Genomic DNA, 24,554 nt, shown 5'->3' with positions numbered 1-24,554 from the left:
GATCGACTGATGGACACCACGCAGCTGCTCAAGGGCGCGCTCGACACCGCGGTGCTCGCCGTGGTGCAGCACGACGACGGGTACGGCTACGACATCGTCCGGCGCCTGCGCGACGCCGGCCTCGGTGACGTCGGCGACGCCTCCGTCTACGGCACGCTCCGCCGCCTCTACGCGGCCGGCGCCCTGTCGAGCTACGTGGTGCCGTCCGAGGGCGGACCGCACCGCAAGTACTACGCGATCAACCCCGAGGGCCGCGAGCTGCTCGCCGGGCAGCGCGCCACCTGGGCCGCCTTCGCCACCGCCATGAGCGGGCTCCTCGGCGAGCCGTCCCCCGCGCCGACCCATCGCACCAGGAAGGCCGGCAGCACCGGCGAGGGCCCCGTGCCCGCATCCGTGAACGTCCGCACGATCGGAGAGAAGCCGTGAACACCGCAGATCCCACCCTCGACACCCGCATCCAGGCCTTCGCCGCCGCCGTCCGCGCCCGGCTCTCGGACCTCGATCCCGAGGACGTCGACGACCTCACCGGCGGCCTCGAGGCCGACCTGCAGGAGGAGGCCGCGGATCACGACGGCGCCCTCGAGCTCGGCGACCCCGCGCGCTACGCCGACGAGCTGCGGACCTCCGCGGGGCTGCCGGAGCGCGTGGCAGGAGCGGCGACCACCTCGCCGGTCGCCCTGCTGCGGCAGCGGATCGAGGAGACCGGGCGCCAGACGCTGAGCACCGTGCGCGCGAACCGCGAGCTCTCCGCGATCCTGGACCTCCTCATCACCTTCCGCCCCGTGTGGTGGCTGCTGCGGGCGTGGGCGGGGTACCAGTGCGCGGTGCTCGTGCTCACGGTGCTCTTCGGGGGCGTCGGCGGCTTCGAGCTGATCCCCGGCGGACCGATCGGGTGGCTGCTGCTCATCGGCATCACCGCGATCAGCGTCCAGTGGGGCCGCGGCCGGTGGGCCCCGACCCCGATCTGGCGGACGACCCGCGCGGTGGTGAGCGCCGCCACCGCCCTCGCGCTCCTGGCGCTCATCCCGCTCGCGATCACGACGGGGACCGAGGCCGGGTACGTCGACGAGTCCTCGTACGGGACGAGCTACGAGCAGCCGGGCCTCTCCCTCGACGGCAAGCAGGTCACCAACCTCTTCGCGTACGACGCCGAGGGGGACCTCCTCGATCGCGTGCAGCTGTTCGACCAGGACGGCGAGCCGCTGACGACCATCGGCTCCTCCGCGACGGGCGGCACCGTCAGCGACCCGGCGACGGGCGAGCCGGTCAGCCCGGCCGACGGCGCGTGGAACGTCTTCCCGCTCGGCGGGTCCGACGCCGCCCTGGTGACCGGGACGATCGACGGCAGCGAGGCCGTGGTGCGTCCGCCGTTCGCGAAGGCGCTGCCGCTCGACCCGGATCCCGAGGCGACGTCCTCGCCGTCGCCGACCGGCACGCCCGATGCGTCGCCGCCCGCCGAGGCCCCCGCACCCGAGCCGGCCCCCACCGAGGAGCCCACCCCGTGAGCGCGCTCCTCGACCACGCCCAGCGGTCCCACCGGATCGGCACGGACGCGGAGCTCGCGCGGCTGACGGCGCGCGAGCGGGAGATCCTGGTGCTCGTGGCGCGCGGCCTCTCGAACGCGGAGATCGCCGGCCGCCTGTTCCTCGCGCCCACGACCGTGAAGACGCACGTGAGCCGCACGCTCGACAAGCTCGGCGTGCGCGACCGCCTGCACGCCACGATCTGGGCGTACGAGAACGGCGTGGTGGAGCCGCTCGCGACGACGCGCTGAGGAGAGCGCACCCGGGAGACGAGAACGGCCCGCCAGTGGCGGGCCGTCTCACTCTGTCTCAACCAGAGATGCGCATCCGAGGGATGCTGTGCGCCCGGAGGGATTCGAACCCCCAACCTTCTGATCCGTAGTCAGATGCTCTATCCGTTGAGCTACGGGCGCAGTCGTGCGGCGATGATCCCCGCGAGCGGCGATCAGGCCGGGAGACAGACTACATGCTCGAGCGGTCCCCCGCGAATCCGCGCTGCTCGCCGCCCGCCGGCGATCAGCGGATGTCCGGCGGAGCCCGCCCGGCGACCGCCCGGACCCCCGCTGATTAGGCTGGATCGACCCGAACCGCGAGGAGCGACCCTTGGCATCCTGGACCGATCACGTCGTCTGGTGGCACGTCTACCCGCTCGGCTTCACGGGCGCGCCGCAGACCCGCGACGACCTCGCCGGGCCCGACGGCTCCTCCCCCGCGCACTCCGACGCGGCGCCCGCGCATCGCCTCGACCGCATCCGCGCCTGGCTCCCGTACCTCGTCGACCTCGGCGCCAACGGCCTGCTCCTCGGCCCGGTCTTCGACTCCGAGACCCACGGCTACGACACCCGCGACCACCTGGCCGTGGATCCCCGGCTCGGCGACGACGCCGACCTCGACGCCCTCCTCGCCGACGCCTCCGCGCGCGGCGTCCGCGTGCTCCTCGACGGCGTCTTCAACCACGTCGGCCGCAGCCACCCGATGTTCGTGCGGGCGCTCGCCGACGGGCCAGGATCCGAGGCCGCGTCCTGGTTCCGCTGGGACGAGGCCGGCGAGCCCGTCGGCTTCGAGGGCCACGGCGCCCTCGTCACGCTCGACCACGACTCGGAGGCGGTGCGCGCGCACGTGGCCGAGGTGATGATCCACTGGCTCGACCGCGGCGTCTCCGGCTGGCGCCTCGACGCCGCGTACGCCGTGCCCGCGTCGTTCTGGGCGGCCGTGCTGCCGCGCGTCCGCGAGCGGCACCCGGAGGCGTGGTTCGTCGGCGAGATGATCCACGGCGACTACGCGGGCTACGCCGAGGAGTCGACCATCGACTCCATCACCGCCTACGAGCTGTGGAAGTCGATCCGCAGCTCCATCGCCGAGCGCAACCTCTTCGAGCTCGACTGGACCCTCACGCGTCACGCCGAGCTGCTGCCGTCCTTCACGCCGCAGACCTTCGTGGGCAACCACGACGTGACGCGCATCGCCTCCGCGGTGGATCCCCGGCACCTCGGCCACGCGATCGCCCTCCTCTTCCTCCTCCCCGGCATCCCCTCGGTCTACGCGGGCGACGAGCGCGGCCTGACGGGCGTGAAGGAGGACCGCGCGGGCGGCGACGACGCCGTGCGCCCCGAGTACCCGGCCTCGCCCGACGACCTCCACGACGACGACGCGGCCGCCCGCATCCGCAGCCTGCACCAGGAGCTCGTCGGCCTCCGCCGCCGGCACGCCTGGCTGGTCGACGCGCGGATGGAGACGTCCGGCCTCACCAACACCGCGCTCACCGTGACCCTGCGGCCGTCGGGCACGGGTGCCGCCGGCGGCGTGGCACCCGGATCGCCGGATGCCCTGCGGCTCGTGCTCAACCTCGGGGACGAGCCCGTGGAGATCGCCGGCTCGGTCGACGGCCGCGAGGCGGGCGACGTGGGCGGCGACGGCCGCGTGCCCGCTCACTCCTGGGCGGTGCTGGCCGGCGCGTAGGCACGGCACCCGAAGAGGCGCGGCGCGGCGCGGCGCGGCGCCTTCGTCAGATGGCGCGGTGCGGCCAACCGTAGACCTCGGCGAGGAGCGCGGCCCGGGCGGCGTGCGCCGCGGCCTCCTCCTCCGCCTCGGCGTCCGGATCCTCGTCCGCGGGCGCGAAGTGCCCGTCGGCGATCTCCGGCTCGTCGTCGTCGAACGGCCGGTGCGTGAGCGGCCACTCGACGGCCGTGAGCGCGGGCCACACCGCCGGGTCGGTGACGTCGGCCTCCCGCTCGCCGTCGGCCCCCGCGTCGCATGTCTCGGCGCCGAGGAGCCGCTCGTCCACCGCGTCCGCCTCCACCGCGCGCAGTCCCTCCCCGTCGCCGTACGGCGCGAAGAGGAACTGCGAGAAGTGGCGGGTCACGGCGTCAGGCTAGTAGGCCGGGGCTCCCAGGAACGGGCCCCGAGCGGGGTTGTGGAAGGCTGCCCACTACCTGTTCGCGGACGACCCCGGATCAGTCCCCGGAGCGTCCCGGCTGCCCGAGCGGGACGGCCTCCGGACGCTCCACGGTGCTGCGGATCTCACCCGTGGCCTCGGGGTCGAGGATCGCGTCCATGACCTCCAGCACGTGGAACGCGAGCTCGCCGGACGCCCGGTGCGGCGCCCCGCGGCGGATGGCGTCGGCCATCTCGGCCAGCCCGCAGCCGCGCCCCGCGTCGACGAAGCCGGCGCTCGGCTCGACGTCCGTCCACTCGCGGTCCGCGGAGGTCGCGACCTGCACCTGGCCGGAGAAGTGGTTCGGGTCCGGCACCGAGAGCGTGCCTGCGGTGCCGTAGACCTCGATGTTCGGGATCCGCGTCGCCCAGATGTCGAAGCTCATCGTGACGGTGGAGACCGCGCCCGACGCGTGCGTGAGCACGGCGCTCACGTGCGTGTCGACGGTCACCGGGATCTCGCGCGCCTCGGGGTCCGAGGCGGCGGAGCGCACGCGGTCCGAGCGCAGCGATGCGCCTTGGACGCGGGTGATCGGCCCGAGCAGCGTCACGAGCGCCGTGAGGTAGTACGGACCCATGTCGAAGAGCGGGCCGGCGCCCGGCTGGTAGTAGAAGGCCGGGGCCGGGTGCCAGAGCTCATGGCCGGGGGCTCCCCAGAAGGCGTTCGCGGCGACCGGCCGGCCGATCGTGCCGGCGTCGAGCACGGCACGCGCGGTCTGGATCCCGGTGCCGAGCACGGTGTCCGGAGCGGATCCGACGCGGAGGCCCTTCTCCGACGCGACGCGCAGGATCGGCTCGGCCTCAGCGGGGCTGAGCGCGAGCGGCTTCTCGCCGTAGACGTGCTTGCCCGCCTCCAGCACGCGGAGGTCGACCTCGGCGTGCGCGGCGGGGATCGTGAGGTTGAGCACGGTGTCGATCCGCGGGTCGGCGATGAGGTCGTCCACGCTGAGCGCGTCGACGCCCTGGGCCTCGGCGACGGTGCGCGCGCGGTCGAGGTCGAGGTCGGCCACGGCGACCAGCCGCACGCCCGGCAGGCTCTCGAACGCGGCGAAGTACTGCTCGCTGATCTTCCCGACGCCGATGATCCCGAGGGTCATCGCGTCGTCGTCGTGCTTCAGCGTGCTGCCCACAGGAGGCCCCTCTCGATGATGGTGCGGACGTTCGGGTCCTCGACGACCTCGATGCGGTGGCCGGGGGCGGAGACGAAGATGCGGCCCTCGCCCCACTGGCGGGTCCAGATGGCGGGCGCGGTCACCGGGCGGTGCCACGGATCCCACGGGCGGACGGTCTGCGTGGTGGTGGCGAGCACGTCGTTGTACTCGTCGCTGAGCACCCAGTACTGCTCGGTGACGAGGTCGAAGTCGGCGATGCCCTGCGTGATCTCGTGCGTGCGCCCGAGCTCGGTCATCTCCACCGTGTACGGGATGTAGTTGTCGGACTGCTCGCCCGTGCGCTCGGCCGGGTCCTTGCCCGCGTGGTGGGCGAACTGGCCGCCGATCATGTGGAGGTAGTCGGCGGTGTTCCGGTACGAGTCGGCGATGCCGCCGTGCCAGCCGGCCATTCCGGTGCCGGCGATGACGGCGGCGCGGAGACCGGCCATCTCCTCGGGCTCGATGGTGGTCATGGTGTTGGCCTGGACGATGAGGTCGGTCGCGGCCATGACGTCGGCGTCGGCGTAGACGGCCGAGCCCTCCTCGACGCGCACCTCGAAGCCGTTCTCCTCGAGGAACGGGATGAAGAGGCCCGTGGTCTCCACGGGCATGTGGCCGTCCCAGCCTCCGCGGACGACGAGCGCCTTCCGGGCCGCGGTCACGGGGTCGCCGTCCGGGTCGGGCGTCCGCGGTGCTGGCGGGGTGGCGTGCGGGGGATCTGCGTCACGTGCGACTCCTTCGTCGGGCGCGACCGGTCGACCGCCGCGCGTCTCGAACGCTACGCACCGGCGGTGAGGCAGGGCAAGGAGGGCGCGGGCGATCCGAAACGTTTCACTCGGGCGACGACACCGCGTCCGTCGACGGCGCGGGGGCGGCCGACTGAGGCGCCGCCGTGCTGCCGCGGACCACGAGCGCGGTCGCGAGGTCGAGCCGGGTCGGCTCCTCGCTCCGGCCCTCGCGGATCCGCAGCACCATGCGCGCCGCCGCCTCCGCCATCTCGCGCACCGGCTGGCGCACCGTGCTCAGCGCGGGCGAGACGATGCGGGCGAAGGGCAGGTCGTCGTAGCCGAGCACGGACAGGTCGTCGGGGATGCGGATCCCCCGCTCCCGCGCCGCCTCGTAGAGGCCCAGCGCCTGCTCGTCGTTCCCGGCGAAGATCGCGGTCGGGCGCGCGTCCCCGTCGAGCAGCTCGCCGCCCGCCCGGTAGCCGGCGACGCGGCCGAAGTCGCCCTCCGCCTCGACGAGCGTCACCTCGGGTCCGGCCGCCTCGAGCGCGCTGCGGAACCCCGACATGCGCGCCCGGGAGTAGAGCCGGTGCGACGGCCCGCTGATGGCGCCGATGCGCACGTGCCCGAGGCCGAGGAGGTGCTCCCCGGCCGCGTGCCCGCCCTCCCAGTTGGTGGATCCGACGGCCGGCACGTCCGCGGCGGGCGACCCGGCCGGATCCACCACCACGAAGGGGATGCCCCGGCTCCGCAGCTGCCGCTTCTGCGCGGGCGCGAGGTCGGAGAACACGAGGACGAGGCCCATCGGCCGGCGCTGCATGACGCCCGCCATCCAGTCGCCGTCGAGCGCGGTGTCGCGGCCGTGCTCCGTGACGATGACGCTCAGCGCGTGCTCCCGCGCGACCGCGGACACCCCACGCAGCAGGTCGACGGAGAAGCCCGTGTCGACGACCTCGAGCACGATCTCGATCAGCGCGCCGTGCGGCCGCTCGGCGCCGCGGCGGCTGTAGCCGTGCAGCTCCATCAGCTCCTCGACGCGGGCACGGGTGGCGGGCGAGATGCCCTTGCGGCCGTTGAGGACCTTGCTGACCGTGCCGATCGACACGTTCGCCTCCCGCGCGATGAGGCCGAGCGTGGTGCCGGAGCCGTGCTCGGGATCCGGCGGCCGGGGCGCGTCGGGAAACGTGTCGCTCATGAGGGTGATGCTAGGCCGCCGCCGGTGCGACGACCTGCTCGGGTACCACGCCATGCGCCGACGCGCGACGACGTGCGCTGACCTCGAGCCCCGCGCATCCGTCGCCGTAGCCTCTCCGCGGCAGCTCAGGGCGAGCATGCCGGAGGGGGTTCGACGTGATCGACTGGGGCGACGTGCCGACATGGATCACCACGCTGGCGGTGGGCTTCGGCGCCGCGCAGCTGTACCAGGATCGGCAGGCGACGAAGGAGCGCACCGAGCGGGACGCGCGTCTGCAGGTGCGCGCTCTCACCGCGTGGGCCGGCTCGTGCCGCGACGACGACCAGCGCGGCGATGAGTACGGCATCGTCGTGCGGACGACTCCGGGCTCCCCTTCCGCGACGTCGTGGTCACCGTCGTGTGGTTCGGGGAGCGGCAGGAGCCGGTGGAGCTCCGCCTGCTGCCTCCCGGGGGGGGTGCTTCATCAGGTCCGCGAAGAGCAGGGGTCGGGACTTCCCCATCCCCCAGGAGGAGCACGGTCGTCCAGTGCGTCCCTGTACGCAGACCCGCCGGTACGCGGTCACGGAGGTCCGCTCGACGGACGCCGCGGGGCGACGCTGGCGGATGCACGAGGACGGCCGGTTCGAGGACGCGACCACGGAAGGACCCGAGAGTGCGGATCAGCGGTCCGTGCTGAGCGATGGCGGAGACGGTGGGATTTGAACCCACGGTACCCATACGGGTACTCCACCTTAGCAGGGTGGTGCACTAGGCCGAACTATGCGACGTCTCCAGACGTACCCGTCCACTGTACCGGACGCGGCGGCCTGCTCACATCCCCGCGCACCGGGGCGCGGACCCGAACGGGGGGCGCGTCGCGGTTGTCCCCCATTCGACGGACACGTAGTGTCTGAGGCGACGCGTGTGCCGGACCCGACCGGCTTACCCCCTCGCGCGTCGCTGTGTCAGCCAGAGATGTCCCGCTCGCCCACGTGGCCGCGGTCCCGGATCCCCCGAACCGGTGCCGCTCACCCTCACGCACGCGACGACGTCGCGAGCCCCCCGTGGTCGAGAGCGAGATTCTCGTCCGGCGGAGGATTCGGGTCGAAAGCTGAACGAGATAGACGGTGCCTCGCTGCATAGGGTGTGCGGCGGGGTCCCGTCGCCCTCACCGCGACCCGATGCGGTGCGTCACCCGAACGCCTTCGAGCACGTGACCGTGCCGGCGTCCGTGCCCGTGATCGCCTCGGGAAGCACCGTGGGCGCCGACGTGGCCGGCTGGGATCCGCCGCCCGCAGCGGGAGCGCTCGGCGACGCCGACGGCGCAGGGGTCGATGCCGCCGGCTGCTCCGCGACCGCGCCGAGGCCCGTGTTGCCCGCCTTGACCTCGAACGGCGCGTCCGCCTTCAGCAGCTGCATGAGCTGGTCGCCGTCGGTCTTCAGCGGCTGGACCTTGCCGGCGTAGACGCCCGTGCCCGCCGTGGTGCCCGGGTACTGCAGGAAGCGCACCTGGTCGAGCGGGATGTCCTTGAGCGCCAGCGCCATGGACGCCATGGTCTGGTAGTCGAGCGACGTGGAGCGCTGCATGTTGTCGACCGCGGCCTTCGCCAGACCGTAGACGCGCGTGGGATCCGAGAGCGTGCTCGACTGCTTCATGGTGCGCACCAGCGAGGAGAGGAACACCTGCTGGTTGCTGATGCGGGCCAGGTCGCTGCCGTCGCCGACCGCGTGGCGCGTGCGGAGGAACTGGAGCGCCTCCTTGCCCTGCAGCGTGTTCTCGCCGGCCGGGAGGTCGAGGTCGGTGCGCTTGTCCTTGAGCGGGCTCGCGAGGCACACGGGCACGCCGCCGACGGCGTTGGACATCTCGATGACGCCGTTGAACTCGATGAGCGCGGCGTAGGGGATGTCGAGGCCCGTGAACTGGGCGACGGTCTTCGCGACGCACGGCAGGCCGCCGTCGGACAGCGCCGAGTTGAGCGGCGCCGCGGACATGGCGGGTGCGGTGCCGGATCCGTCGCTGCGCTCGCACGCCGGGATGGGCACGACCATGTCGCGCGGGAGGCTGACGACCGTGGCCTGCGAGTGGTCGGCCGAGACGTGCAGCACCATGTTCACGTCGTTGAGCGCGCCGTCGGTCTTGCCGTAGCCGTCGCCCTGTCCCTGGCGGGTGTCGGATCCGGCGAGCAGCACGTTGAAGCCGCCGTCGAGCGCGCCGACCCCGACAGTGGTCTGCTCGGTGCCGTCGCTGATGTCGACGGTGTTGGCCTGGACGGACCTGTTGAGGTCCCACGCGGCGATGGTGACGACGGAGAAGCCGCTGACCGCCAGCACGGCGAGGGCCATGGCCGTGCCCTTCAGCAGCGCGCGGGCGGCCGTCGACCTGCGCAGCCGGCCGTGGCGCGCGATGAGGGGGGCACCGGGGTCTCGCCGGGGTCGCAGGGGCGCGTCGCTCATGCGGATCCTCTCCGGGCGGAGGGCGTGGGATTCGAACCCACGAGACATCTCTGCCCACCAGTTTTCAAGACTGGCTCCATCGGCCGCTCGGACAGCCCTCCCGATGCGCGCTCCCGCGTGGCGGGCGACGTGCGATCGAAGAGGATCCTACCGGTGGCCGGTCGGCCCGCGGTGGTGCGGCCGGGTGACCGCGCGGGATGCGACACTCTCGCACGCGGAGGATCAGAGCGGGCTGGACTCTCCACATGGGGGAATCGGGCGAGCCCGGACGTCAGAGTCGGGCGAGGACCGCCGCGGCGCCGTTCTCGGTGATGGGACCCGTGACCTCGCTCGCCACCGCGATGACCTCCGCGGGCGCCTGGCCCATCGCGATCCCGCGGCCGTGCTCGCCGGCCCACTCCAGCATCTCGATGTCGTTGCGTCCGTCGCCCATGGCGATCACGTGGGTGCGGGCGATGTCGTGCAGCTCGCGCACGCGCTCCATGGCCGTGGCCTTGTTCACGCCGTCCGGGGCGATGTCGAGCCAGGCGGTCCAGCCGATGGAGTAGCTCACGCGGTGCAGGCCCATGCGCTCGACGACGTCCTGGAAGTCCTCCAGGTCGTGGCCGGGCGAGATCACGACGACGCGCGTCGCGGGCACGTGAAGCAGCTCCTCGAACTCGACGTGGCGGCCGTTGGCCTCGAGCGCGCCGTCCGGGAAGTCGCCGCCGGAGTAGAGGTACACGCCCTCCTCGTCCTCGACGGCGTAGCGGCCGCTCGCGAGGTGCGGGCGGATGCGCTGCAGCACGTCGGCGGGGTCGAAGGTCTCGACGAAGCGGCGGGAGTACCCGGTGGGGGCGTCCGCGTCGCGCTCGAGCACGATCGCGCCGTTCGAGCACACCATGTAGCGCGGGTGGATCCCCAGGCGGTCGACGATCGGCAGCGTGTCGGCGACGGAGCGGCCGGTGGAGGGCATGACCAGGTGGCCGATCTCCTCCATCCGCCGCACCTCGCGGATGACCGACTCGTCGAGCGAGCCGTCCTCCCCGAGCAGCGTGCCGTCGATGTCGAGGGCGATGAGGAGGCGGTCGGCGTCCGGCACGCGCGGGGTCATCGGGCGGCCTTCGCCGTGGCGGGCGCCAGGGTCTCGAGGCCGCCGAGGTACGGGCGCAGCGCCTCGGGCACGCGCACCGAGCCGTCCGCCTGCTGGTGGGTCTCGAGGATGGCGACGATCCACCGCGTGGTGGCCAGCGTGCCGTTGAGGGTGGCGACGGGCGAGGTGCGGCCGTCCTCGCCGCGGAAGCGCGTGCCGAGGCGGCGGGCCTGGAAGGTGGTGCAGTTCGAGGTGGAGGTGAGCTCGCGGTAGGCGCCCTGGGTGGGGATCCACGCCTCGACGTCGTACTTGCGGGCGGCGCTGGAGCCGAGGTCGCCCGCCGCCGTGTCGATGACGCGGTAGGAGAGGCCGAGGTCCTGCATCATGCGCTCCTGCATCGCGAGGAGGCGCTCGTGCTCGGCCTCGGAGTCCGCGGGATCGACGTAGCTGAACATCTCCAGCTTCTGGAACTGGTGCACGCGGATGATGCCGCGGGTGTCCTTGCCGTAGGAGCCCGCCTCCTTGCGGTAGCAGGTCGACCAGCCGGCGTAGCGGATGGGGCCGTCGGCGAGGTCGAGGATCTCGTCGGCGTGGTACCCGGCGAGCGCCACCTCGCTCGTGCCCGTGAGGTAGAGGTCGTCGTCGTCCAGGTGGTAGACCTCGTCGGCGTGGGCGCCGAGGTAGCCGGTGCCTGCCATGATCTCGGGCTTCACCAGCGTGGGGGTGATGAGCGGCACGAGCCCGGCCTCCAGCGCGCGGGCGAGGCCGAAGTTCATCAGCGCGATCTCGAGCTGCGCGCCGATCCCCTTGAGGAAGTGGAAGCGGGCGCCGGAGACCTTGGCTCCGCGGCCCATGTCGATGGCGTCGAGGATCTCGCCGATCTCCAGGTGGTCGCGCGGCGCGAAGTCGAAGGTGGGCTTGGCGCCGACCTCGCGGATGAGCGCCCAGTCGTCCTCGCCGCCCGCGGGCACGCCGTCGATGACGATGTTCGGGATCCGCCGCATCACCTCGTCGAGCGCGGTCTCGGCCTCCTGCGCGCGCTCCTGCGCTGCGGTGACGCGGGCCTTCAGCTCCTGCACCTCGGCGATGAGGCGCGGCTTGTCGGCCTTGTCCGCCTTCGCGACGAGCTTGCCGTGCGCGTTCTGCTCGGCGCGCAGGCCCTCGAACTCGGTGACCGCCCGGCGGCGCTCGGAGTCGGCCGCCACCGCCTGGTCGACCACCTCCACGGATGCGCCGCGCAGCTCCTGCGAGGCGATGACGAGGTCGGGATGGTCGCGGAGGGTCTGCGGATCGATCACCCCGTCACTCTAACGAAGCGGGTCGGAGGCGGCCGGGCGTCGGGCCCCGGGACGCGGACGCGCGATCGGGCCAGGGTCGTGAGGGTGACGCGTGCGAGCGCGTCCTCCGGGGAGCCGCCCCGGGATCCACGAGGAGGACGGACATGGCCACCACCACCTATGCCGAGCAGGGCGCGCCCGCCGGCGGCTCGAAGCTCAAGCAGGCCATCACCGGCCCGCTGCTGTTCCTCTTCATCCTGGGCGACGTGCTCGGCGCCGGGATCTACGCGCTCATGGGCACGCTCGCCGAGGACGTGGGCGGCGCGCTGTGGGTGCCGCTCGTGGTCGCGCTGCTGCTCGCGCTGCTCACCGCCGGCTCCTACGCCGAGCTCGTGACCAAGTACCCCAAGGCGGGCGGCGCCGCGATCTTCGCCGAGCGCGCCTTCGGGGTGCCGATCGTGTCGTTCCTCGTGGGCTTCTCGATGCTCGCGGCCGGCGTGGTCAGCGCCGCCGGACTGTCGCTCGCGTTCGCGGGCGAGTACCTCTCGACGCTGCTCGAGCCCGTGATGGACGTGCCGCGGATCCCCGCCGCCATCGTGTTCCTGCTGCTGGTCGCGGCGCTCAACGCGCGCGGGATCACCGAGAGCATGCGCGGCAACGTGGTGATGACGGTGATCGAGCTGAGCGGACTGGTGATCGTGATCGTCGTCGTGGCCGTGATGCTCGGCGGCGGGGGCGGCGACATCTCGCGCGTGACCGAGTTCCCGGAGGGGTCGGACGCGGCGCTCGCCACGCTGTCGGCCGCGATCGTCGCGTACTACTCGTTCGTCGGCTTCGAGACGAGCGCCAACGTGGCCGAGGAGGTGCGGGATCCGAGCCGCGTCTACCCGAAGGCGCTGTTCGGGGCGCTCGCCACCGCGGGCGTCGTCTACGTGCTCGTGGCGCTGGCCAGCTCCGCGGCCCTCTCCCCCGACGAGCTCGCGGAGTCGACCGGCCCGCTGCTCGCGGTCGTGCAGGCGACCGGCGTCGGCATCCCCCCGTGGGTCTTCAGCCTCATCGCCCTCGTGGCGGTGGCGAACGGCGCCCTGCTCACCATGATCATGGCGAGCCGGGTGACCTTCGGCATGGCCGACCAGGGCCTCCTGCCCGGCGTGCTCGGGAAGGTGCTGCCGAACCGGCGGACGCCGTGGGTCGCCATCGTCGCCACCACGCTGGTCGCGGTCGCGCTGACCTCGGTCGGCGACGTGGGCACGCTCGCCGAGACCGTGGTGCTCCTGCTGCTGTTCGTCTTCATCAGCACGAACGTCGCCGTCCTCGTGCTGCGGAGGGACCGCGTGGAGCACGCGCACTTCCGCGTCTGGACCGTGATCCCCGTGCTCGGCACGCTCTCCTGCGTGCTGCTGCTCACCCAGCAGAGCGGTCAGGTGTGGCTGTTCGGCGCGATCCTCGTGGCCGTCGGCGTCGTGCTGTTCCTGATCAGCCGGGCCAGCGGCGCCCGCTCGAAGGACGTCGACCGCGACCGGGCCTGATCAGGCGTCGGCGCCCGCGCCCGGCTCGGCCGACACGATGCCGCGCAGCCAGTCGCGCGCCTCGAGGAACACGTCGTCCTCGTACCGCTCGCGGTACGTGCTCCGCGCGCCGTCGGCCCGCGGGTAGGAGCCGAGGAACGTCACGCGCGGGCTGAAGCGGCGGATCCCGAGCAGGGCGTCGGCCACGCGCTCGTCGTGCACGTGGCCCTCGGCGTCGATGACGAATCGGTAGCGCCCGAGCTCGTCGCCGATGGGCCGCGACTGGATGAGCGTGAGGTTCACCCCGCGGGTCGCGAACTGCTCGAGCATGTCGAGCAGGGATCCGGCCCGGTCGTCGGGCAGCTCGACGATGAGGCTCGTCTTGTCGGCGCCGGTGCGCGCGGGCAGGGTGGTCGCCCGGCCGACGAGCACGAAGCGCGTGACGGCGTTCGGGTTGTCGCCGATGCCGCGCGCGACCGCCTCGAGCGGCTGGCTCTCCGTGATCTGCGGCGGCGCGATCGCGGCGTCCGCGGTGCCGCCGTCCAGGAGCGACATGGCCGCGGCGACGTTCGACGAGGCGGGGAGGTGCCCGTGCGACGGCAGCTCCCGCTCGAGGAAGCGGCGGCACTGGCCGTAGGCGACCGGGTGCGCGGCGACCGTGCGCACGTCGGCGAGCGCCGTGCCCGGACGCACCACGAGGTCGAAGGTCACGGGCACGAGGTGCTCGCTGAGGATCCGGAGCCCGGGGATGTTCGCGAGCGCGTCCTGCGTGGCCGTCACCCCGCCCTCGACCGAGTTCTCGATGGCGATCATGGCCGCGACCGAGGTGCCCGCGACCACGTCGGCGAGCGCCTCCGACGCGTTGTTCACCGCGCGCCACGTGCGCCCGCGGGCCGCGTCGACCTGCTTGAGCGCGGCCTCCGTGAACGTGCCGGACGGGCCGAGGTAGCTGTACGTCTCGTCGGGTCGGGGGGTCTCGGGCATGCCTGCACCCTAGATGGGAATCGGCGGGGGCCGGTGCCAGGATGGACGCATGCATGACCGCGCAGGCACAGTCGCCCTCCCGTCCGACCTCATCGACATCGACGAGCTGATCCGGGCATACCACGACCTCCACCCCGACGTGGAGGATCCGGAGCAGAAGGTGGCGTTCGGCACCAGCGGCCACCGCGGCAGCTCGCTGAAGACGGCGTTCAACGAGGACCACATCCTCGCCATCACGCAGGCGATCGTGGAGTACCGGGCCGAGCAGGGCATCACCGGCCCGCTGTTCATCGGCCGCGACACCCACGGGCTGTCGAAGCCCGCCGAGGACACCGCGCTCGAGGTGCTCGTCGCCAACGGCGTGCGCGTGCTCGCCGACTCGCGCGACTCCTGGTGCCCGACCCCGGCGCTGTCGCACGCGATCCTCCGCTGGAACCGCGACGACGCCCACGGCGACGACGACGTGGCCGACGGCATCGTCGTCACCCCCAGCCACAACCCGCCCGCCGACGGCGGCTTCAAGTACAACCCGCCGCACGGCGGACCCGCCGACTCCGACGCCACCGGGTGGATCGCGTCGCGCGCCAACGCGATCATCGCGGGCGGCCTCGTGGACGTGAAGCGCGTGAGCCTCGAGGAGGCGCGCGCACAGGTGGAGGGCTACGACTTCCTCGGCCACTACGTGGACGACCTCGGCTCCATCATCGACTTGGAGGCGATCCGGAAGGCCGGCGTGCGCATCGGCGCCGACCCGCTCGGCGGCGCGTCCGTCGAGTACTGGGCCGCGATCGGCGAGCGCCACGGGCTCGACCTGGAGGTCGTGAACCCCGAGGTGGATCCCGCCTGGTCGTTCATGACGCTCGACTGGGACGGCAAGATCCGCATGGACCCGTCCTCGTCCTCGGCCATGGCGAGCGTGCTCGCGCGCAAGGACGACTTCGACATCCTCACGGGCAACGACGCCGACGCCGACCGCCACGGCATCGTCACGCCCGACGCGGGGCTCATGAACCCCAACCACTACCTCGCGGTCGCGATCGACTACCTCTACGCGCACCGGCCGCACTGGCGCGAGGACGCCGCGATCGGCAAGACGCTCGTGTCCTCCAGCGTGATCGACCGGGTCGCCGAGTCGCTCGGTCGCCGCCTCTGGGAGGTGCCGGTCGGCTTCAAGTGGTTCGTCCCCGGCCTCATCGACGGATCCGTGGGCTTCGGCGGCGAGGAGTCCGCGGGCGCGAGCTTCCTGCGCATGGACGGCACCGTCTGGACCACCGACAAGGACGGCATCCTGCTCGCGCTGCTCGCCGCCGAGATCCTCGCGGTCACGGGCAAGACCCCGAGCGTGCTCTACCGCGAGCTCACGGAGCGCTTCGGCGATCCGGTGTACGAGCGCGTCGACGCCGCCGCGACCAAGGCGCAGAAGGCGACGCTCGGCAAGCTCGACGGCGACGCCATCGAGGCCACCGAGGTCGCCGGCGACCCGATCACCGCGAAGACCAGCACCGCCCCCGGCAACGGCGCGGCGGTCGGCGGCGTCAAGGTCGTCACCGAGAACGCGTGGTTCGCCGCCCGCCCGAGCGGCACCGAGGACGTCTACAAGATCTACGCCGAGTCGTTCGTGGGGCTCGACCACCTGCACGCGGTGCAGGCGGAGGCCAAGCGGATCGTCGACGCGGCGCTCGACGCGTGACTGGAGGCCGTGGAGGCGACGCCGCCCTGGGCGCGCTCGCATCCGCGGTGCATACGCTGGGGGCATGCGCCATTCCGGGGATGTGGACGCGTTCGTGTGGGACGAGCCGTCGATGCACCCCGCCGACGGTCCCGCCGGGGCCGCGCCGGTCGTCGACCGCGACGTGCGGCTGCCCGACGGGCACGCGCGCCGCCGGGTCGTGTCGCTGGGCGCGCTGCTCGCCGTCGTCATCGCCGGCATGGTCGTCACCCACGGCGACGGCCGCGGGCTGTGGCCGGACATCTTCTACGCCGCGGCGATCCACCTCGCGCTCATCGCGGTGATGCCCCGGGTCGACACGGTCGTGCATGGGGCGGCCGTGCTCGTGTGGTGCACGGGGATCGAGCTGCTGCAGATCACCGGATGGCCCGCGATCTGGGCGCTGCACGTGCCGCTGTGCCGGCTGCTGCTCGGCACGGGGTACGACCCCGTCGACCTCGCGGCCTACGCGGTCGGCGTCCTGCTCGTGCTCCTGGTCGACCGCCTGCTGCGGGTCGGCCGCGGGATCGGCGACGTGGGCTAGGAGACGCTCCAGAAGTGGACCTCGGCGCCCGGGTGCTCCGTGGTGATGGTCTCGTCGAGGTCCCGGTAGTCGTTGTCGAGGTTGTGGCCGACCATCTTCACGACGTTCCCGCCGTCCTTCGGCTCGATGGCCGAGACGATCTGCGTGTGGTCGGGCGACGCGTTGCGGTTCCAGTCGAAGATGACGATGTCGCCGACCTTCAGCCGGTCGCGGTCCGCCAGCTCGAGGCGCGTCACGCCGAGCGTTGAGGCGTTGGCCGCGAGCCACTTGTCGAACGTGGGCACGTGGATCCACGCGTAGGTCCAGTCGGATCCGCCGCCGCGGTTGTGCCACTCCGTCGTCATCTCCCACCCGCGCTGGATGAGGGTCTGGCTGACGAAGTTGACGCAGTCGCCGCCGGACGGGTTGAAGTCCCCGTACTCCTGGAGGTTGTAGGAGTCCCAGTGCGCGAGCGCGTACTGGAGCTGCTCGTCGACGGGCGTCTGCGCCGTGTACGCGGCGGTCGCCGCGGTGAGGGGCGCGTCGCCCGCCATGACCTGGATGTCGGCGGAGCGGTCCTCGTAGTCGGCCGAGCGCGGGGCGGTGACCGTGACGGATCCGTCGCCGACGACCTGGAGGTCGGTGCCCGGGGTGCCCGCGAACATCACGGCGGTGGCGGCGGAGAGGCCGGCGCCCGCGATCGTGACCTCCTGGCCGCCCGAGACGGACAGCTCGGCCGGCTCCACGGAGGAGACGGCGGGCGAGGATCCGGATGCGGCGGGCTGGCCGTCGTCTCCCCCGCCGAGGGTCGCGCGCGGCGCGGGCTCCTGGCGGGTGCATGCGGCGAGGACGGCGGTCACGGGGACCGCGAGCGCGGCGGCGAGGATGCTGCGGCGGCGGATGTCGGCGGTCACGTGATGCTCCGGGATGTCGGGGGTGGACCCGGGACCCGGGCCCACCCAGGGTAACCCGGCGCCCTGCGGATCGACTCCGCGCGACACCGCGCCTAGTGTGGCGGGATGAGCGTCGACGTGACCCACGACCCCGACGGCTCGCGCTACACGCTGTGGCTCGACGGCGAGCGCGCGGGCTTCGCGGACTACCTGATCCAGGGCGACCGGATCGTCTTCACCCACACCGAGATCGACCCCGCGAAGCGGCGCGGCGGCCTCGGCGGCGAGCTGGTGCGGGCCGCGCTCGACGACGTGCGCGGCGGATCGCGCACGGTCGTGGCCGCGTGCCCGTTCGTGGCGGAGTGGATCGACGAGCACCCCGACTACCGCGAGCTGCTCGAGCGGGGCTGAGCCGGAGCGGGGCTGAGCCGGACGCGCTCGCGAGGCGCACGCATGCGCCCCGCGAGTCCGCTCCCCCCCGACGGGTCTCCCCGTCGCCCGCGGTCGCGAGCGGAGCCTCGTGACGAGGTTCGATCGGACCGCACCGCCGCTCGGCCCCGCGGGGCCGGAAGGGCGACGTTGCGACACTAGGCGCGGCGACCTGCGCAGAAGCGGCGGCGGTCGCCCACCGGACAGCGCCGACGCCCAGCGGACATCGCGGCTTCGCCAGGCGGACAGTCCCTCGATCAGGGGACGCGCGTGAGCCACTCCGGCGTCTGGAACTTGTCCTCCACCAGCTGGCGGGTCTTCGCCCACTCCTCCGGCGTGACCTGCCCGGGCTTCCCGCCGTAGAGGCCCGTGAAGGTGTCCTTCATGCGCTCGATGATGTCGGCGCGGCTCATGCCGGTCTGGCTGCGGAGCGGATCCACGCGCTTGGCGGCGCTCGTGATGCCCTTGTCGCTGATCTTCTCGCGGCCGATGCGGAGCACCTGCACCATCTTCTCGCCGTCCATGTCGTAGCTCATGGTGACGTGGTGCAGCACGGCGCCGGCGCCCAGGCGCTTCTGCGCGGCGCCGCCGATCTTGCCGCTGGGGCTCGTGATGTCGTTGAGCGGCTGGTACGACGCGTCGATGCCGAGCGAGCGGAGCGCGGTGATCACCCACTCGTCGAGGTAGGCGTAGGAGTCCGCGAAGGTCATGCCCTGCACGAGGTCGACGGGCGCGTAGATCGAGTACGTGATGACGGCGCCCGCCTCCATGTACATGGCGCCGCCGCCGGAGACGCGGCGCACGACGTCGAAGCCGTGGGCGGCCGCCTGCTCGGCGTCGACCTCGTTGCGGAGCGACTGGAAGCTGCCGATGACGACGGCCGGCTGGTCCCACTCCCAGATGCGGAGCGTGGGGTTCCGGCGCCCGGCGCCGACCTCCTCGGCGAGCACCTGGTCCAGCGCCATCTGCTCGACGGGCCGGTAGGCGCGGTCGTGGATGACCTCCCACTCGTAGTCGCCCCAGTTCGTGGCGCGCGCGAGGGAGCGGCGGATCGCGACCGCGACGGCCTCGGGCGAGAACCCGAGGAGCACGGCCTGCGGCGGGAGCGCGCGGCGGATGGCGGCGGCGATGGCGTTCGCGTCGCTGTCCTCGGCGAGGCCGTTCACCGCGCGGTCGATGGCCTCGAGCGCGTCGTCGGGCTCGAGGAAGAAGTCGCCCGCGAGGCGGAATCCGGAGATGCGGCCGTCGGTCACGTCGAGGTCGACCACGACGAGCTTGCCGCCGGGGACCTTGTACTCACCATGCATCCCGCCAGCCTAGGCCCGGCCGCGGGGCGGCACCCGGGCGGGGGATCGCCGCGGGCGCCGGCATGTGCGACGGTGGGACGTGCGCATCACCTGGGCGGTCGTCCGCCTCCTCACCGCCCTGACCGTGCTGGTCGCCGTCACGAGCCAGTACGTCGTCAGCTCCTCGTACTGGCGGAGCATCGGCGTGGAGGGGATCTGGGGCAAGACGGTCGACTTCCTCATGTACTTCACGATCGAGTCGAACCTGCTCGCGGCCGTCGTGATGGGCATCGGCGCCGTGCGGCTGCTGCGGCGCGCGCCCGCGCCCGGACGCGGCTGGACGACGCTCCGGTTGGCGGCGACCACGTACATGGTCACCACCGGCATCGTCTACAACCTGCTGCTGCGCGGCCTGCCCACGATCCCCGGCGGCAACCTCCCCTGGTCGAACGAGGTGCTGCACGTGGCCGTGCCCCTGCTCGTGCTGCTCGACTGGCTGCTCGCTCCGGACCGCCGGCCGCTCGGCTACGGCGCGGTCGGCCGCGTGGTGGTCTTCCCGCTGGTCTGGGTCGCGGTCACGCTCGCCCGCGGGCCGTACACCGGCAACGAGGTCACGGGGGCGGCGACCTACTACCCGTACCCGTTCCTGGATCCCGCGACGGGCGGCGGCGGGTACGGGACGGTCGCGATCTGGGTCGTCGTCATCGCCGCGCTGATCTGCGGCCTCGCCCTGCTGCTGATCGCGGTCGGCAGGCGGGCATCGCGCGCCGTCACGGCGGCCCGCGCGACGACCCGGTAGCGGCCGCTCCGCCCGCACGTCAAGGGGGTCCCGCCCTCCGGACGGCGTCGCGGCACCGGCCTAGCGTCGGACGCACGGACGACGGCGCACCCGGCCCGCCGGCCCGGCGAGGAGAGGCGAGACATCATGAAGGCAGTCGTATGGCACGGCGAGGGCGACATCCGCCTGGACGAGGTGCCCGAGCCCACCATCCAGGAGCCGACCGACGCGGTCATCCGCATCACCCGCAGCGCCATCTGCGGCACGGACCTCCACTTCGTGCGCGGCACCATGGCGGGCATGCGCGAGGGCACGATCCTCGGCCACGAGGCGATCGGCACCGTCACCGAGGTCGGCGACCAGGTGCGCGGGTTCTCGCCCGGCGACCGCGTGCTGGTGTGCTCGACCATGTCCTGCGGCGTCTGCCCGCAGTGCCGCGCGGGGAGCACCGCCCAGTGCGACGTCGCCAACCCCAACGGGCCGCAGGCGGGCACCTCCTTCTTCGGCGGACCGGAGACGACCGGGCCGGTCGACGGCCTGCAGGCCGAGTACGCGCGGATCCCGTGGGCCGCCCACACGCTCATCCCGCTGCCGGACACGGTCACGGACGACCAGGCGATCCTCCTCAGCGACATCTTCCCCACCGCCTGGTTCGGCGCCGAGCTCGCGGGGATCCGGCCGGGCGACACCGTGGCGGTCCTGGGCGCAGGCGTCGTCGGGCAGTTCGCGATCGCGTCGGCCTTCCGCATGGGCGCCGGCCGCGTGTTCGCGATCGACCACGTGGAGACGCGCCTCGCGATGGCGCTCGAGCAGAACGCCGAGGTGATCCACTTCGAGCGCGAGGACCCGGTGGCCGCGGTGATGGAGGCGACCCTCGGGATCGGCGTGGACGCCGTGATCGACGCGGTCGGCGTGGACGCGCAGCGCCCACATCGAGGACCGGCGGCCGAGGAGGCCGAGCAGCAGGAGGACGCGTCCGCCGCCGAGGTCGCGCAGGTCGCGCCCGGGGCGTCCCCGCAGGGCGACCTGTGGGTGCCGGGCGACGCGCCCAGCCAGGCGTCCCGGTGGGCCGTGCAGATGGTGCGGAAGTCGGGGCGCATCGGGATCATCGGCGTCTACCCGCCGCAGCTCACGTCGTACCCGATCGGCGCCGCGATGAACAAGAACCTCACGATCCGGATGGGCAACTGCGACCACCGCCGCGTCACGCCGCCGCTCATCGACCTCGTCGCCTCCGGCGTGTTCGACCCGACGCGCTTCATCACGCAGGACGAGGGCATGACCACGGCGATCGACGCCTACGAGCACTTCGACGTCCGCGAGGAGGGCTGGCTGAAGACGGTGCTGGAGGTCGGCTGACGCCCGGGGACGGTCGCCCGGTACGACCCGCCCGGGCGGCCGCGCGGCCCTCCACGGATCCCCCGCCTTCGAACATGCGTTCGAACATCCGGGCTAAGCTCGCGCCATGAGCATCGCGTTCCAGGCCTCCCTCTTCGACGACCTCCAGGCCGAGCCCGGCCTCGGTGCGCTCGGCGGCGAGCTCGAGCGGCTCGACCTCGGGCGGGGCGCCTGGCTCGACATCCGGCCCGGCTGGGTCAGCGACTCCGACGCGCTGTTCGAGCGCCTCGTCGAGGACGTGGAGTGGACGGCCGACACGCGCCTCATGCACGGGCGCACCGTCGAGGTCCCGCGGCTGCTGTCCTGGTTCGGGCCGCGGGCGACGCTGCCCGCGCCCGTGCTCGTCGAGGCGCGTGAGGCGCTGAACGACCACTACGGCCGCCCTGCCGGCCAGGTGCTGGAGACGGCGGGGCTGTGCTTCTACCGCACGGGGGACGACAGCGTCGCCTGGCACGGGGATCGCGTGGGGCGCGCCATCGACCGCGACACCATGGTCGCCATCGTGTCCGTGGGCGCCGCGCGCACGCTCTCGCTGCGGCCGAAGGGCGGCGGCGAGGTGCGGCGGTTCCCGCTCGGGCACGGCGACCTCGTCGTCATGGGCGGCAGCGCGCAGCGCACGCACGAGCACGCCATCCTCAAGACCGCGAAGGCCGTGGGGCCGCGCATCAGCATCCAGTTCCGGCCGGTCTGGCCCGCCTGAGGAGTACGCGCCGGGAGCGGGGCCGCCGGGCAGGTGCGGGCGATGGGAACGATCCCGCTGTTCAGGATGCATTCCGCCGGATGTCGCTCCGCGTGACCCGCTGTTCCGCTCGGGCAGGGAGGATCGCGCCTGGCATCGGCGCTCCCGGGCGCGACCCGCCGGATCCCCCGCGCCGAGCCGAGCACGCGTCGCCGTGGGACACCGCGACCACGCGCGCCCTCCGCGTCGCCGCCCCGTGGGATCCCCCGCCCGCCGGGCCCGGCACGATCCAGGAAGAAGGACAGCCACCGTGAGCACCTCCAAGCCCGAAGAGCACGCGCCGGACGTCGACCTCGGGGACGGCGTCGACGCCGCGCCCCCGCTCGACCCCGGGCGCGCGTACCGCACCGGGATCCGCCCGGGCGTCAGCCGCCGCACCGTCCTGCTCGGCGGTGCGGCCGCGATCATGGCGGGCGTCGCCGCGGGATCCGCCCCAGGCGCACCCGGCGCGGCGACGGCCGCCACCCGCAGGAACCCCACCCGCAGCATCCGCGACGTCGAGCACGTCGTGATCCTCATGCAGGAGAACCGCTCGTTCGACCACTACTTCGGCACCCTGCAGGGCGTCCGCGGCTTCGGCGACAAGCAGGCCGTCGAGCTCCCCGGCGGCGGCACCGTCTTCGCCCAGCCCGACGCGAGCCGCCCCGACGGCGGGCGGATGCTGCCCTTCCCGCTCGACTCGTCGCGCTTCAACGCGCAGGGCGCCGGCGGGCTCGACCACTCCTGGAAGGGCGGGCACCAGGCCTGGAACAAGGGCGCGTGGGACAACTGGGTGGTCGCCAAGAGCGAGCAGACCATGGGCTACTTCACGAAGGACGACCTCCCCTTCCACCACGCGCTCGCCTCGGCGTTCACGATCGCGGACCACTACCACTGCTCCCTCATCGGGCCGACGACCCCCAACCGCCTCTTCCAGTGGACCGGCACGATCGACCCGCGCGGGAAGGCCGGCGGGCCCGCCATCGACAACCCGGACGACTACGCGCCCGTCTTCAGCTGGACCACCTACCCCGAGCGGCTGCGCGAGGCCGGGATCACGTGGAGGACGTACGCGAACGACGAGGTCGGCGACGACGGCACGCACCCCTACGTGGGCGACTACGGCGACAACCCGCTCTGGCTGTTCCACCGGTACCACGAGGCGCTCGCGTCGTCGGATCCCGCGACCCGCCAGCTCGCGCTCGACGGCGGGCTCCACGACGGCTGGAAGCCCGACTCCGGCAAGGGCCTAGACGTCACGCACCTGCTCGAGGAGTTCGGGAAGGACGCCGCCGCGGGCACGCTGCCGCAGGTCTCCTATGTCGTGGCGCCGTACGGCTGGAGCGAGCACCCGAAGGCCAGCCCCGACTACGGCGCGCACTACACGAACGCCGTGATCCAGGCGCTCATGAGCAACCCGGACACCTGGGCGAGCACGGTCCTCCTCATCAACTACGACGAGAACGACGGGTACTTCGACCACCAGCTGCCGCCGCTCGCCGAGCCCGGCACGTCCGACGAGTACGTCGACGGCCTGCCCATCGGCTACGGCACGCGCGTGCCGCTCACGGTGGTGTCGCCCTGGAGCCGCGGCGGCTGGGTCGACTCGCAGGTGTTCGACCACACCTCGGTGATCCGGTTCCTCGAGACCTGGACGGGCGTGCACGAGCCGAACATCTCCGACTGGCGCCGTACGATCTCGGGCGACCTCACGTCGTGCTTCGACTTCGCGCACCCGGACTTCTCGATCCCGTCCGCCCGCGAGGTGCTGCCGCTCAGCGCCACGCAGGCGCTCGTGCACGCGGCCGACGCCGACATGGCCAAGCCGCCCGTGCAGGAGCCGGCCGTCGGCGCGCAGCGGATGCCCACGCAGGAGGAGGGCCGGATGCGCCACCGGCCGCTCCCCTACCGGCAGGACGCGGACGTCGCGGTCGACCGCGAATCGGGCGCGGTGACCCTGACGATGCGCAACCGCGGCGCGCAGGGCGTCTCGCACCAGGTGTTCCCGAACATCGCGCTGCCGTTCGCGTCGACGCCCTTCACGGTGGCGGCGCGCGGGACGGCGTCGTACGCGTGGGACAGCGCGGCCCACGCGGGCGCCTACGACTTCAGCGTCTACGGGCCCGACCGGTTCCTGCGCCGCTTCGCGGGCACCGTCATCGACGCGTCGCGCACGGACGTGCCCGTGCCCGTTGTGACGGCCGAGACGGTCGTGGACGGCCGGGGCCTGCTGCGGATCACGCTCGGCGACGGCGGGAGCCCCTCGGTGAAGTACACGCTCACCGCGAACGACTTCATCACGCGCGTGCGGCACGAGACGGTGAAGCCCGGGCGCACGACGACGGTCGACTGGCCCGTGGACGCGTGGGGCTACTACGACGTGGTGGTCACCGCCGGCGACGGCTTCCGGTACCGCTACGCGGGCCGCGTGGAGTAGCGCGGCGCATCGCGACGACGCCGGCCGGTCCCGCGGGGGCCGGCCGGCGTCGTGGCGCGTGCGGGTCAGGCGCGGGCGCGGTC

General features: G+C 73.0%; 21 protein-coding genes, 3 tRNA genes and 1 pseudogene. 12 read left to right on the top strand and 13 right to left on the bottom strand.

Annotation, left to right across the window (positions count from 1 at the left end):
- The first annotated feature begins 9 nt into the window (after positions 1 to 9).
- From DZG00_RS02045 to DZG00_RS02035, 3 genes and pseudogenes are all read left to right on the top strand, one after another.
- Entirely contained in the window at positions 10 to 426 is a 417-nt protein-coding gene (locus tag DZG00_RS02045; RefSeq protein WP_104235671.1) for a PadR family transcriptional regulator, read from the top strand.
- A complete protein-coding gene (locus DZG00_RS02040) occupies positions 423 to 1,505 on the top strand; it encodes a hypothetical protein (protein ID WP_119382767.1) in 1,083 nt (360 codons plus the stop codon). The genes DZG00_RS02045 and DZG00_RS02040 overlap by 4 nt, the downstream gene beginning before the upstream one ends.
- A gap of 50 nt (positions 1,506 to 1,555) precedes the next feature.
- A pseudogene (locus DZG00_RS02035) lies at positions 1,556 to 1,774 on the top strand (response regulator transcription factor); the annotation flags it as partial.
- A gap of 89 nt (positions 1,775 to 1,863) precedes the next feature.
- Here the strand turns inward: DZG00_RS02035 and DZG00_RS02030 are convergent.
- A tRNA-Arg gene (locus DZG00_RS02030) sits at positions 1,864 to 1,936 on the bottom strand.
- Positions 1,937 to 2,126: 190 nt separating this feature from the next.
- Here DZG00_RS02030 and DZG00_RS02025 point away from each other — a divergent pair.
- A complete protein-coding gene (locus DZG00_RS02025) occupies positions 2,127 to 3,482 on the top strand; it encodes an alpha-amylase family glycosyl hydrolase (RefSeq protein ID WP_119382765.1) in 1,356 nt (451 codons plus the stop codon).
- Between the two features lie 46 nt (positions 3,483 to 3,528).
- Here DZG00_RS02025 and DZG00_RS02020 read toward each other — a convergent pair whose 3' ends face one another.
- The 9 genes from DZG00_RS02020 to serS form a co-directional block, all read right to left on the bottom strand.
- Entirely contained in the window at positions 3,529 to 3,885 is a 357-nt protein-coding gene (locus DZG00_RS02020; protein ID WP_119381545.1) for a hypothetical protein, read from the bottom strand.
- A 91-nt stretch (positions 3,886 to 3,976) separates the two neighbouring features.
- Positions 3,977 to 5,053, bottom strand: coding sequence for a Gfo/Idh/MocA family protein (locus DZG00_RS02015; protein WP_119381546.1), 1,077 nt, complete (start codon positions 5,051 to 5,053; stop codon positions 3,977 to 3,979).
- A gap of 17 nt (positions 5,054 to 5,070) precedes the next feature.
- A complete protein-coding gene (locus tag DZG00_RS02010) occupies positions 5,071 to 5,769 on the bottom strand; it encodes a ThuA domain-containing protein (RefSeq protein WP_015489256.1) in 699 nt (232 codons plus the stop codon).
- A gap of 169 nt (positions 5,770 to 5,938) precedes the next feature.
- The gene (locus DZG00_RS02005) at positions 5,939 to 7,027 is read right to left on the bottom strand and encodes a LacI family DNA-binding transcriptional regulator (protein WP_119381544.1); all 1,089 of its coding nucleotides are present in this window, start codon (positions 7,025 to 7,027) and stop codon (positions 5,939 to 5,941) included.
- A gap of 680 nt (positions 7,028 to 7,707) precedes the next feature.
- Positions 7,708 to 7,799 (bottom strand) — tRNA-Ser (locus DZG00_RS02000).
- A gap of 398 nt (positions 7,800 to 8,197) precedes the next feature.
- Complete coding sequence (locus DZG00_RS01995) at positions 8,198 to 9,460, bottom strand: LCP family protein (RefSeq protein WP_119381543.1); 1,263 nt, start codon at positions 9,458 to 9,460, stop codon at positions 8,198 to 8,200.
- Between the two features lie 16 nt (positions 9,461 to 9,476).
- Positions 9,477 to 9,561 (bottom strand) — tRNA-Ser (locus tag DZG00_RS01990).
- 170 nt (positions 9,562 to 9,731) lie between these two features.
- The gene (locus tag DZG00_RS01985; RefSeq protein ID WP_119381542.1) at positions 9,732 to 10,553 is read right to left on the bottom strand and encodes an HAD family hydrolase; all 822 of its coding nucleotides are present in this window, start codon (positions 10,551 to 10,553) and stop codon (positions 9,732 to 9,734) included.
- Positions 10,550 to 11,830, bottom strand: coding sequence for a serine--tRNA ligase (gene serS, locus DZG00_RS01980; protein ID WP_119381541.1), 1,281 nt, complete (start codon positions 11,828 to 11,830; stop codon positions 10,550 to 10,552). Before serS ends, DZG00_RS01985 begins: the two co-directional genes overlap by 4 nt.
- Before the next feature lie 143 nt (positions 11,831 to 11,973).
- Between serS and DZG00_RS01975 the strand changes: the two genes are divergently transcribed.
- Positions 11,974 to 13,338, top strand: a complete 1,365-nt coding sequence (locus DZG00_RS01975) for an APC family permease (RefSeq protein WP_119381540.1) — start codon at positions 11,974 to 11,976, stop codon at positions 13,336 to 13,338.
- Here the strand turns inward: DZG00_RS01975 and pheA are convergent, their stop codons facing one another.
- Positions 13,339 to 14,301 (bottom strand): prephenate dehydratase, encoded by a 963-nt coding sequence (pheA, locus tag DZG00_RS01970; protein WP_119381539.1) that lies wholly within the window; start codon positions 14,299 to 14,301, stop codon positions 13,339 to 13,341.
- A gap of 49 nt (positions 14,302 to 14,350) precedes the next feature.
- On the opposite strand from pheA, the gene pgm reads away from it, so the two are divergent.
- Positions 14,351 to 15,991 carry a phosphoglucomutase (alpha-D-glucose-1,6-bisphosphate-dependent) gene (gene pgm, locus DZG00_RS01965; RefSeq protein WP_119381538.1) on the top strand — a complete coding sequence of 547 codons (1,641 nt, stop codon included), beginning with the start codon at positions 14,351 to 14,353 and terminating at the stop codon, positions 15,989 to 15,991.
- Positions 15,992 to 16,055: 64 nt separating this feature from the next.
- The gene (locus tag DZG00_RS01960; protein ID WP_119455337.1) at positions 16,056 to 16,553 is read left to right on the top strand and encodes a ribosomal maturation YjgA family protein; all 498 of its coding nucleotides are present in this window, start codon (positions 16,056 to 16,058) and stop codon (positions 16,551 to 16,553) included.
- Here DZG00_RS01960 and DZG00_RS01955 read toward each other — a convergent pair.
- Positions 16,550 to 17,446, bottom strand: coding sequence for an amidase domain-containing protein (locus DZG00_RS01955; RefSeq protein ID WP_119382259.1), 897 nt, complete (start codon positions 17,444 to 17,446; stop codon positions 16,550 to 16,552). The genes DZG00_RS01960 and DZG00_RS01955 overlap by 4 nt on opposite strands.
- Before the next feature lie 105 nt (positions 17,447 to 17,551).
- Here DZG00_RS01955 and DZG00_RS01950 point away from each other — a divergent pair, with 105 nt between their 5' ends.
- Positions 17,552 to 17,836, top strand: coding sequence for a GNAT family N-acetyltransferase (locus DZG00_RS01950; RefSeq protein WP_063072487.1), 285 nt, complete (start codon positions 17,552 to 17,554; stop codon positions 17,834 to 17,836).
- A 275-nt stretch (positions 17,837 to 18,111) separates the two neighbouring features.
- Here DZG00_RS01950 and lplAB read toward each other — a convergent pair whose 3' ends face one another.
- Entirely contained in the window at positions 18,112 to 19,161 is a 1,050-nt protein-coding gene (lplAB, locus tag DZG00_RS01945) for a lipoate-protein ligase LplAB (protein ID WP_119382260.1), read from the bottom strand.
- Positions 19,162 to 19,240: 79 nt separating this feature from the next.
- Between lplAB and DZG00_RS01940 the strand changes: the two genes are divergently transcribed.
- From DZG00_RS01940 to DZG00_RS01925, 4 genes are all read left to right on the top strand, one after another.
- A complete protein-coding gene (locus tag DZG00_RS01940; RefSeq protein WP_119382261.1) occupies positions 19,241 to 19,939 on the top strand; it encodes a Pr6Pr family membrane protein in 699 nt (232 codons plus the stop codon).
- Between the two features lie 126 nt (positions 19,940 to 20,065).
- On the top strand, positions 20,066 to 21,277 hold the full coding sequence (locus DZG00_RS01935; protein WP_119382262.1) for a zinc-dependent alcohol dehydrogenase: 1,212 nt from the start codon (positions 20,066 to 20,068) through the stop codon (positions 21,275 to 21,277).
- Between the two features lie 106 nt (positions 21,278 to 21,383).
- Entirely contained in the window at positions 21,384 to 22,016 is a 633-nt protein-coding gene (locus DZG00_RS01930) for an alpha-ketoglutarate-dependent dioxygenase AlkB (protein ID WP_119382263.1), read from the top strand.
- A 289-nt stretch (positions 22,017 to 22,305) separates the two neighbouring features.
- Positions 22,306 to 24,471 (top strand): phosphocholine-specific phospholipase C, encoded by a 2,166-nt coding sequence (locus DZG00_RS01925; protein WP_119455336.1) that lies wholly within the window; start codon positions 22,306 to 22,308, stop codon positions 24,469 to 24,471.
- The last annotated feature ends 83 nt before the right edge of the window (positions 24,472 to 24,554 follow it).

The organism is Clavibacter lycopersici (genome assembly GCF_003576405.1).
In the GTDB taxonomy this organism is placed as follows: Bacteria; Actinomycetota; Actinomycetes; order Actinomycetales; family Microbacteriaceae; genus Clavibacter; species Clavibacter lycopersici.
Note: the sequence above shows the minus strand (reverse complement) of the source record. Positions and strands in the feature narration are given on the sequence as shown.

What these genes read in the sequence shown, in the direction of transcription:
- pgm (WP_119381538.1), top strand. Translation starts at nt 14,351, where the DNA reads ATGCATGACCGCGCAGGCACAGTCGCCCTCCCGTCCGACCTCATCGAC.
- DZG00_RS02005 (WP_119381544.1), bottom strand. Translation starts at nt 7,027, where the DNA reads ATGAGCGACACGTTTCCCGACGCGCCCCGGCCGCCGGATCCCGAGCAC.
- DZG00_RS01935 (WP_119382262.1), top strand. Translation starts at nt 20,066, where the DNA reads ATGAAGGCAGTCGTATGGCACGGCGAGGGCGACATCCGCCTGGACGAG.
- lplAB (WP_119382260.1), bottom strand. Translation starts at nt 19,161, where the DNA reads ATGCATGGTGAGTACAAGGTCCCCGGCGGCAAGCTCGTCGTGGTCGAC.
- DZG00_RS01985 (WP_119381542.1), bottom strand. Translation starts at nt 10,553, where the DNA reads ATGACCCCGCGCGTGCCGGACGCCGACCGCCTCCTCATCGCCCTCGAC.
- DZG00_RS01975 (WP_119381540.1), top strand. Translation starts at nt 11,974, where the DNA reads ATGGCCACCACCACCTATGCCGAGCAGGGCGCGCCCGCCGGCGGCTCG.
- DZG00_RS01950 (WP_063072487.1), top strand. Translation starts at nt 17,552, where the DNA reads ATGAGCGTCGACGTGACCCACGACCCCGACGGCTCGCGCTACACGCTG.
- DZG00_RS02015 (WP_119381546.1), bottom strand. Translation starts at nt 5,053, where the DNA reads ATGACCCTCGGGATCATCGGCGTCGGGAAGATCAGCGAGCAGTACTTC.
- DZG00_RS01930 (WP_119382263.1), top strand. Translation starts at nt 21,384, where the DNA reads ATGAGCATCGCGTTCCAGGCCTCCCTCTTCGACGACCTCCAGGCCGAG.
- DZG00_RS01995 (WP_119381543.1), bottom strand. Translation starts at nt 9,460, where the DNA reads ATGAGCGACGCGCCCCTGCGACCCCGGCGAGACCCCGGTGCCCCCCTC.
- DZG00_RS02045 (WP_104235671.1), top strand. Translation starts at nt 10, where the DNA reads ATGGACACCACGCAGCTGCTCAAGGGCGCGCTCGACACCGCGGTGCTC.
- DZG00_RS01960 (WP_119455337.1), top strand. Translation starts at nt 16,056, where the DNA reads ATGCGCCATTCCGGGGATGTGGACGCGTTCGTGTGGGACGAGCCGTCG.
- pheA (WP_119381539.1), bottom strand. Translation starts at nt 14,301, where the DNA reads ATGCCCGAGACCCCCCGACCCGACGAGACGTACAGCTACCTCGGCCCG.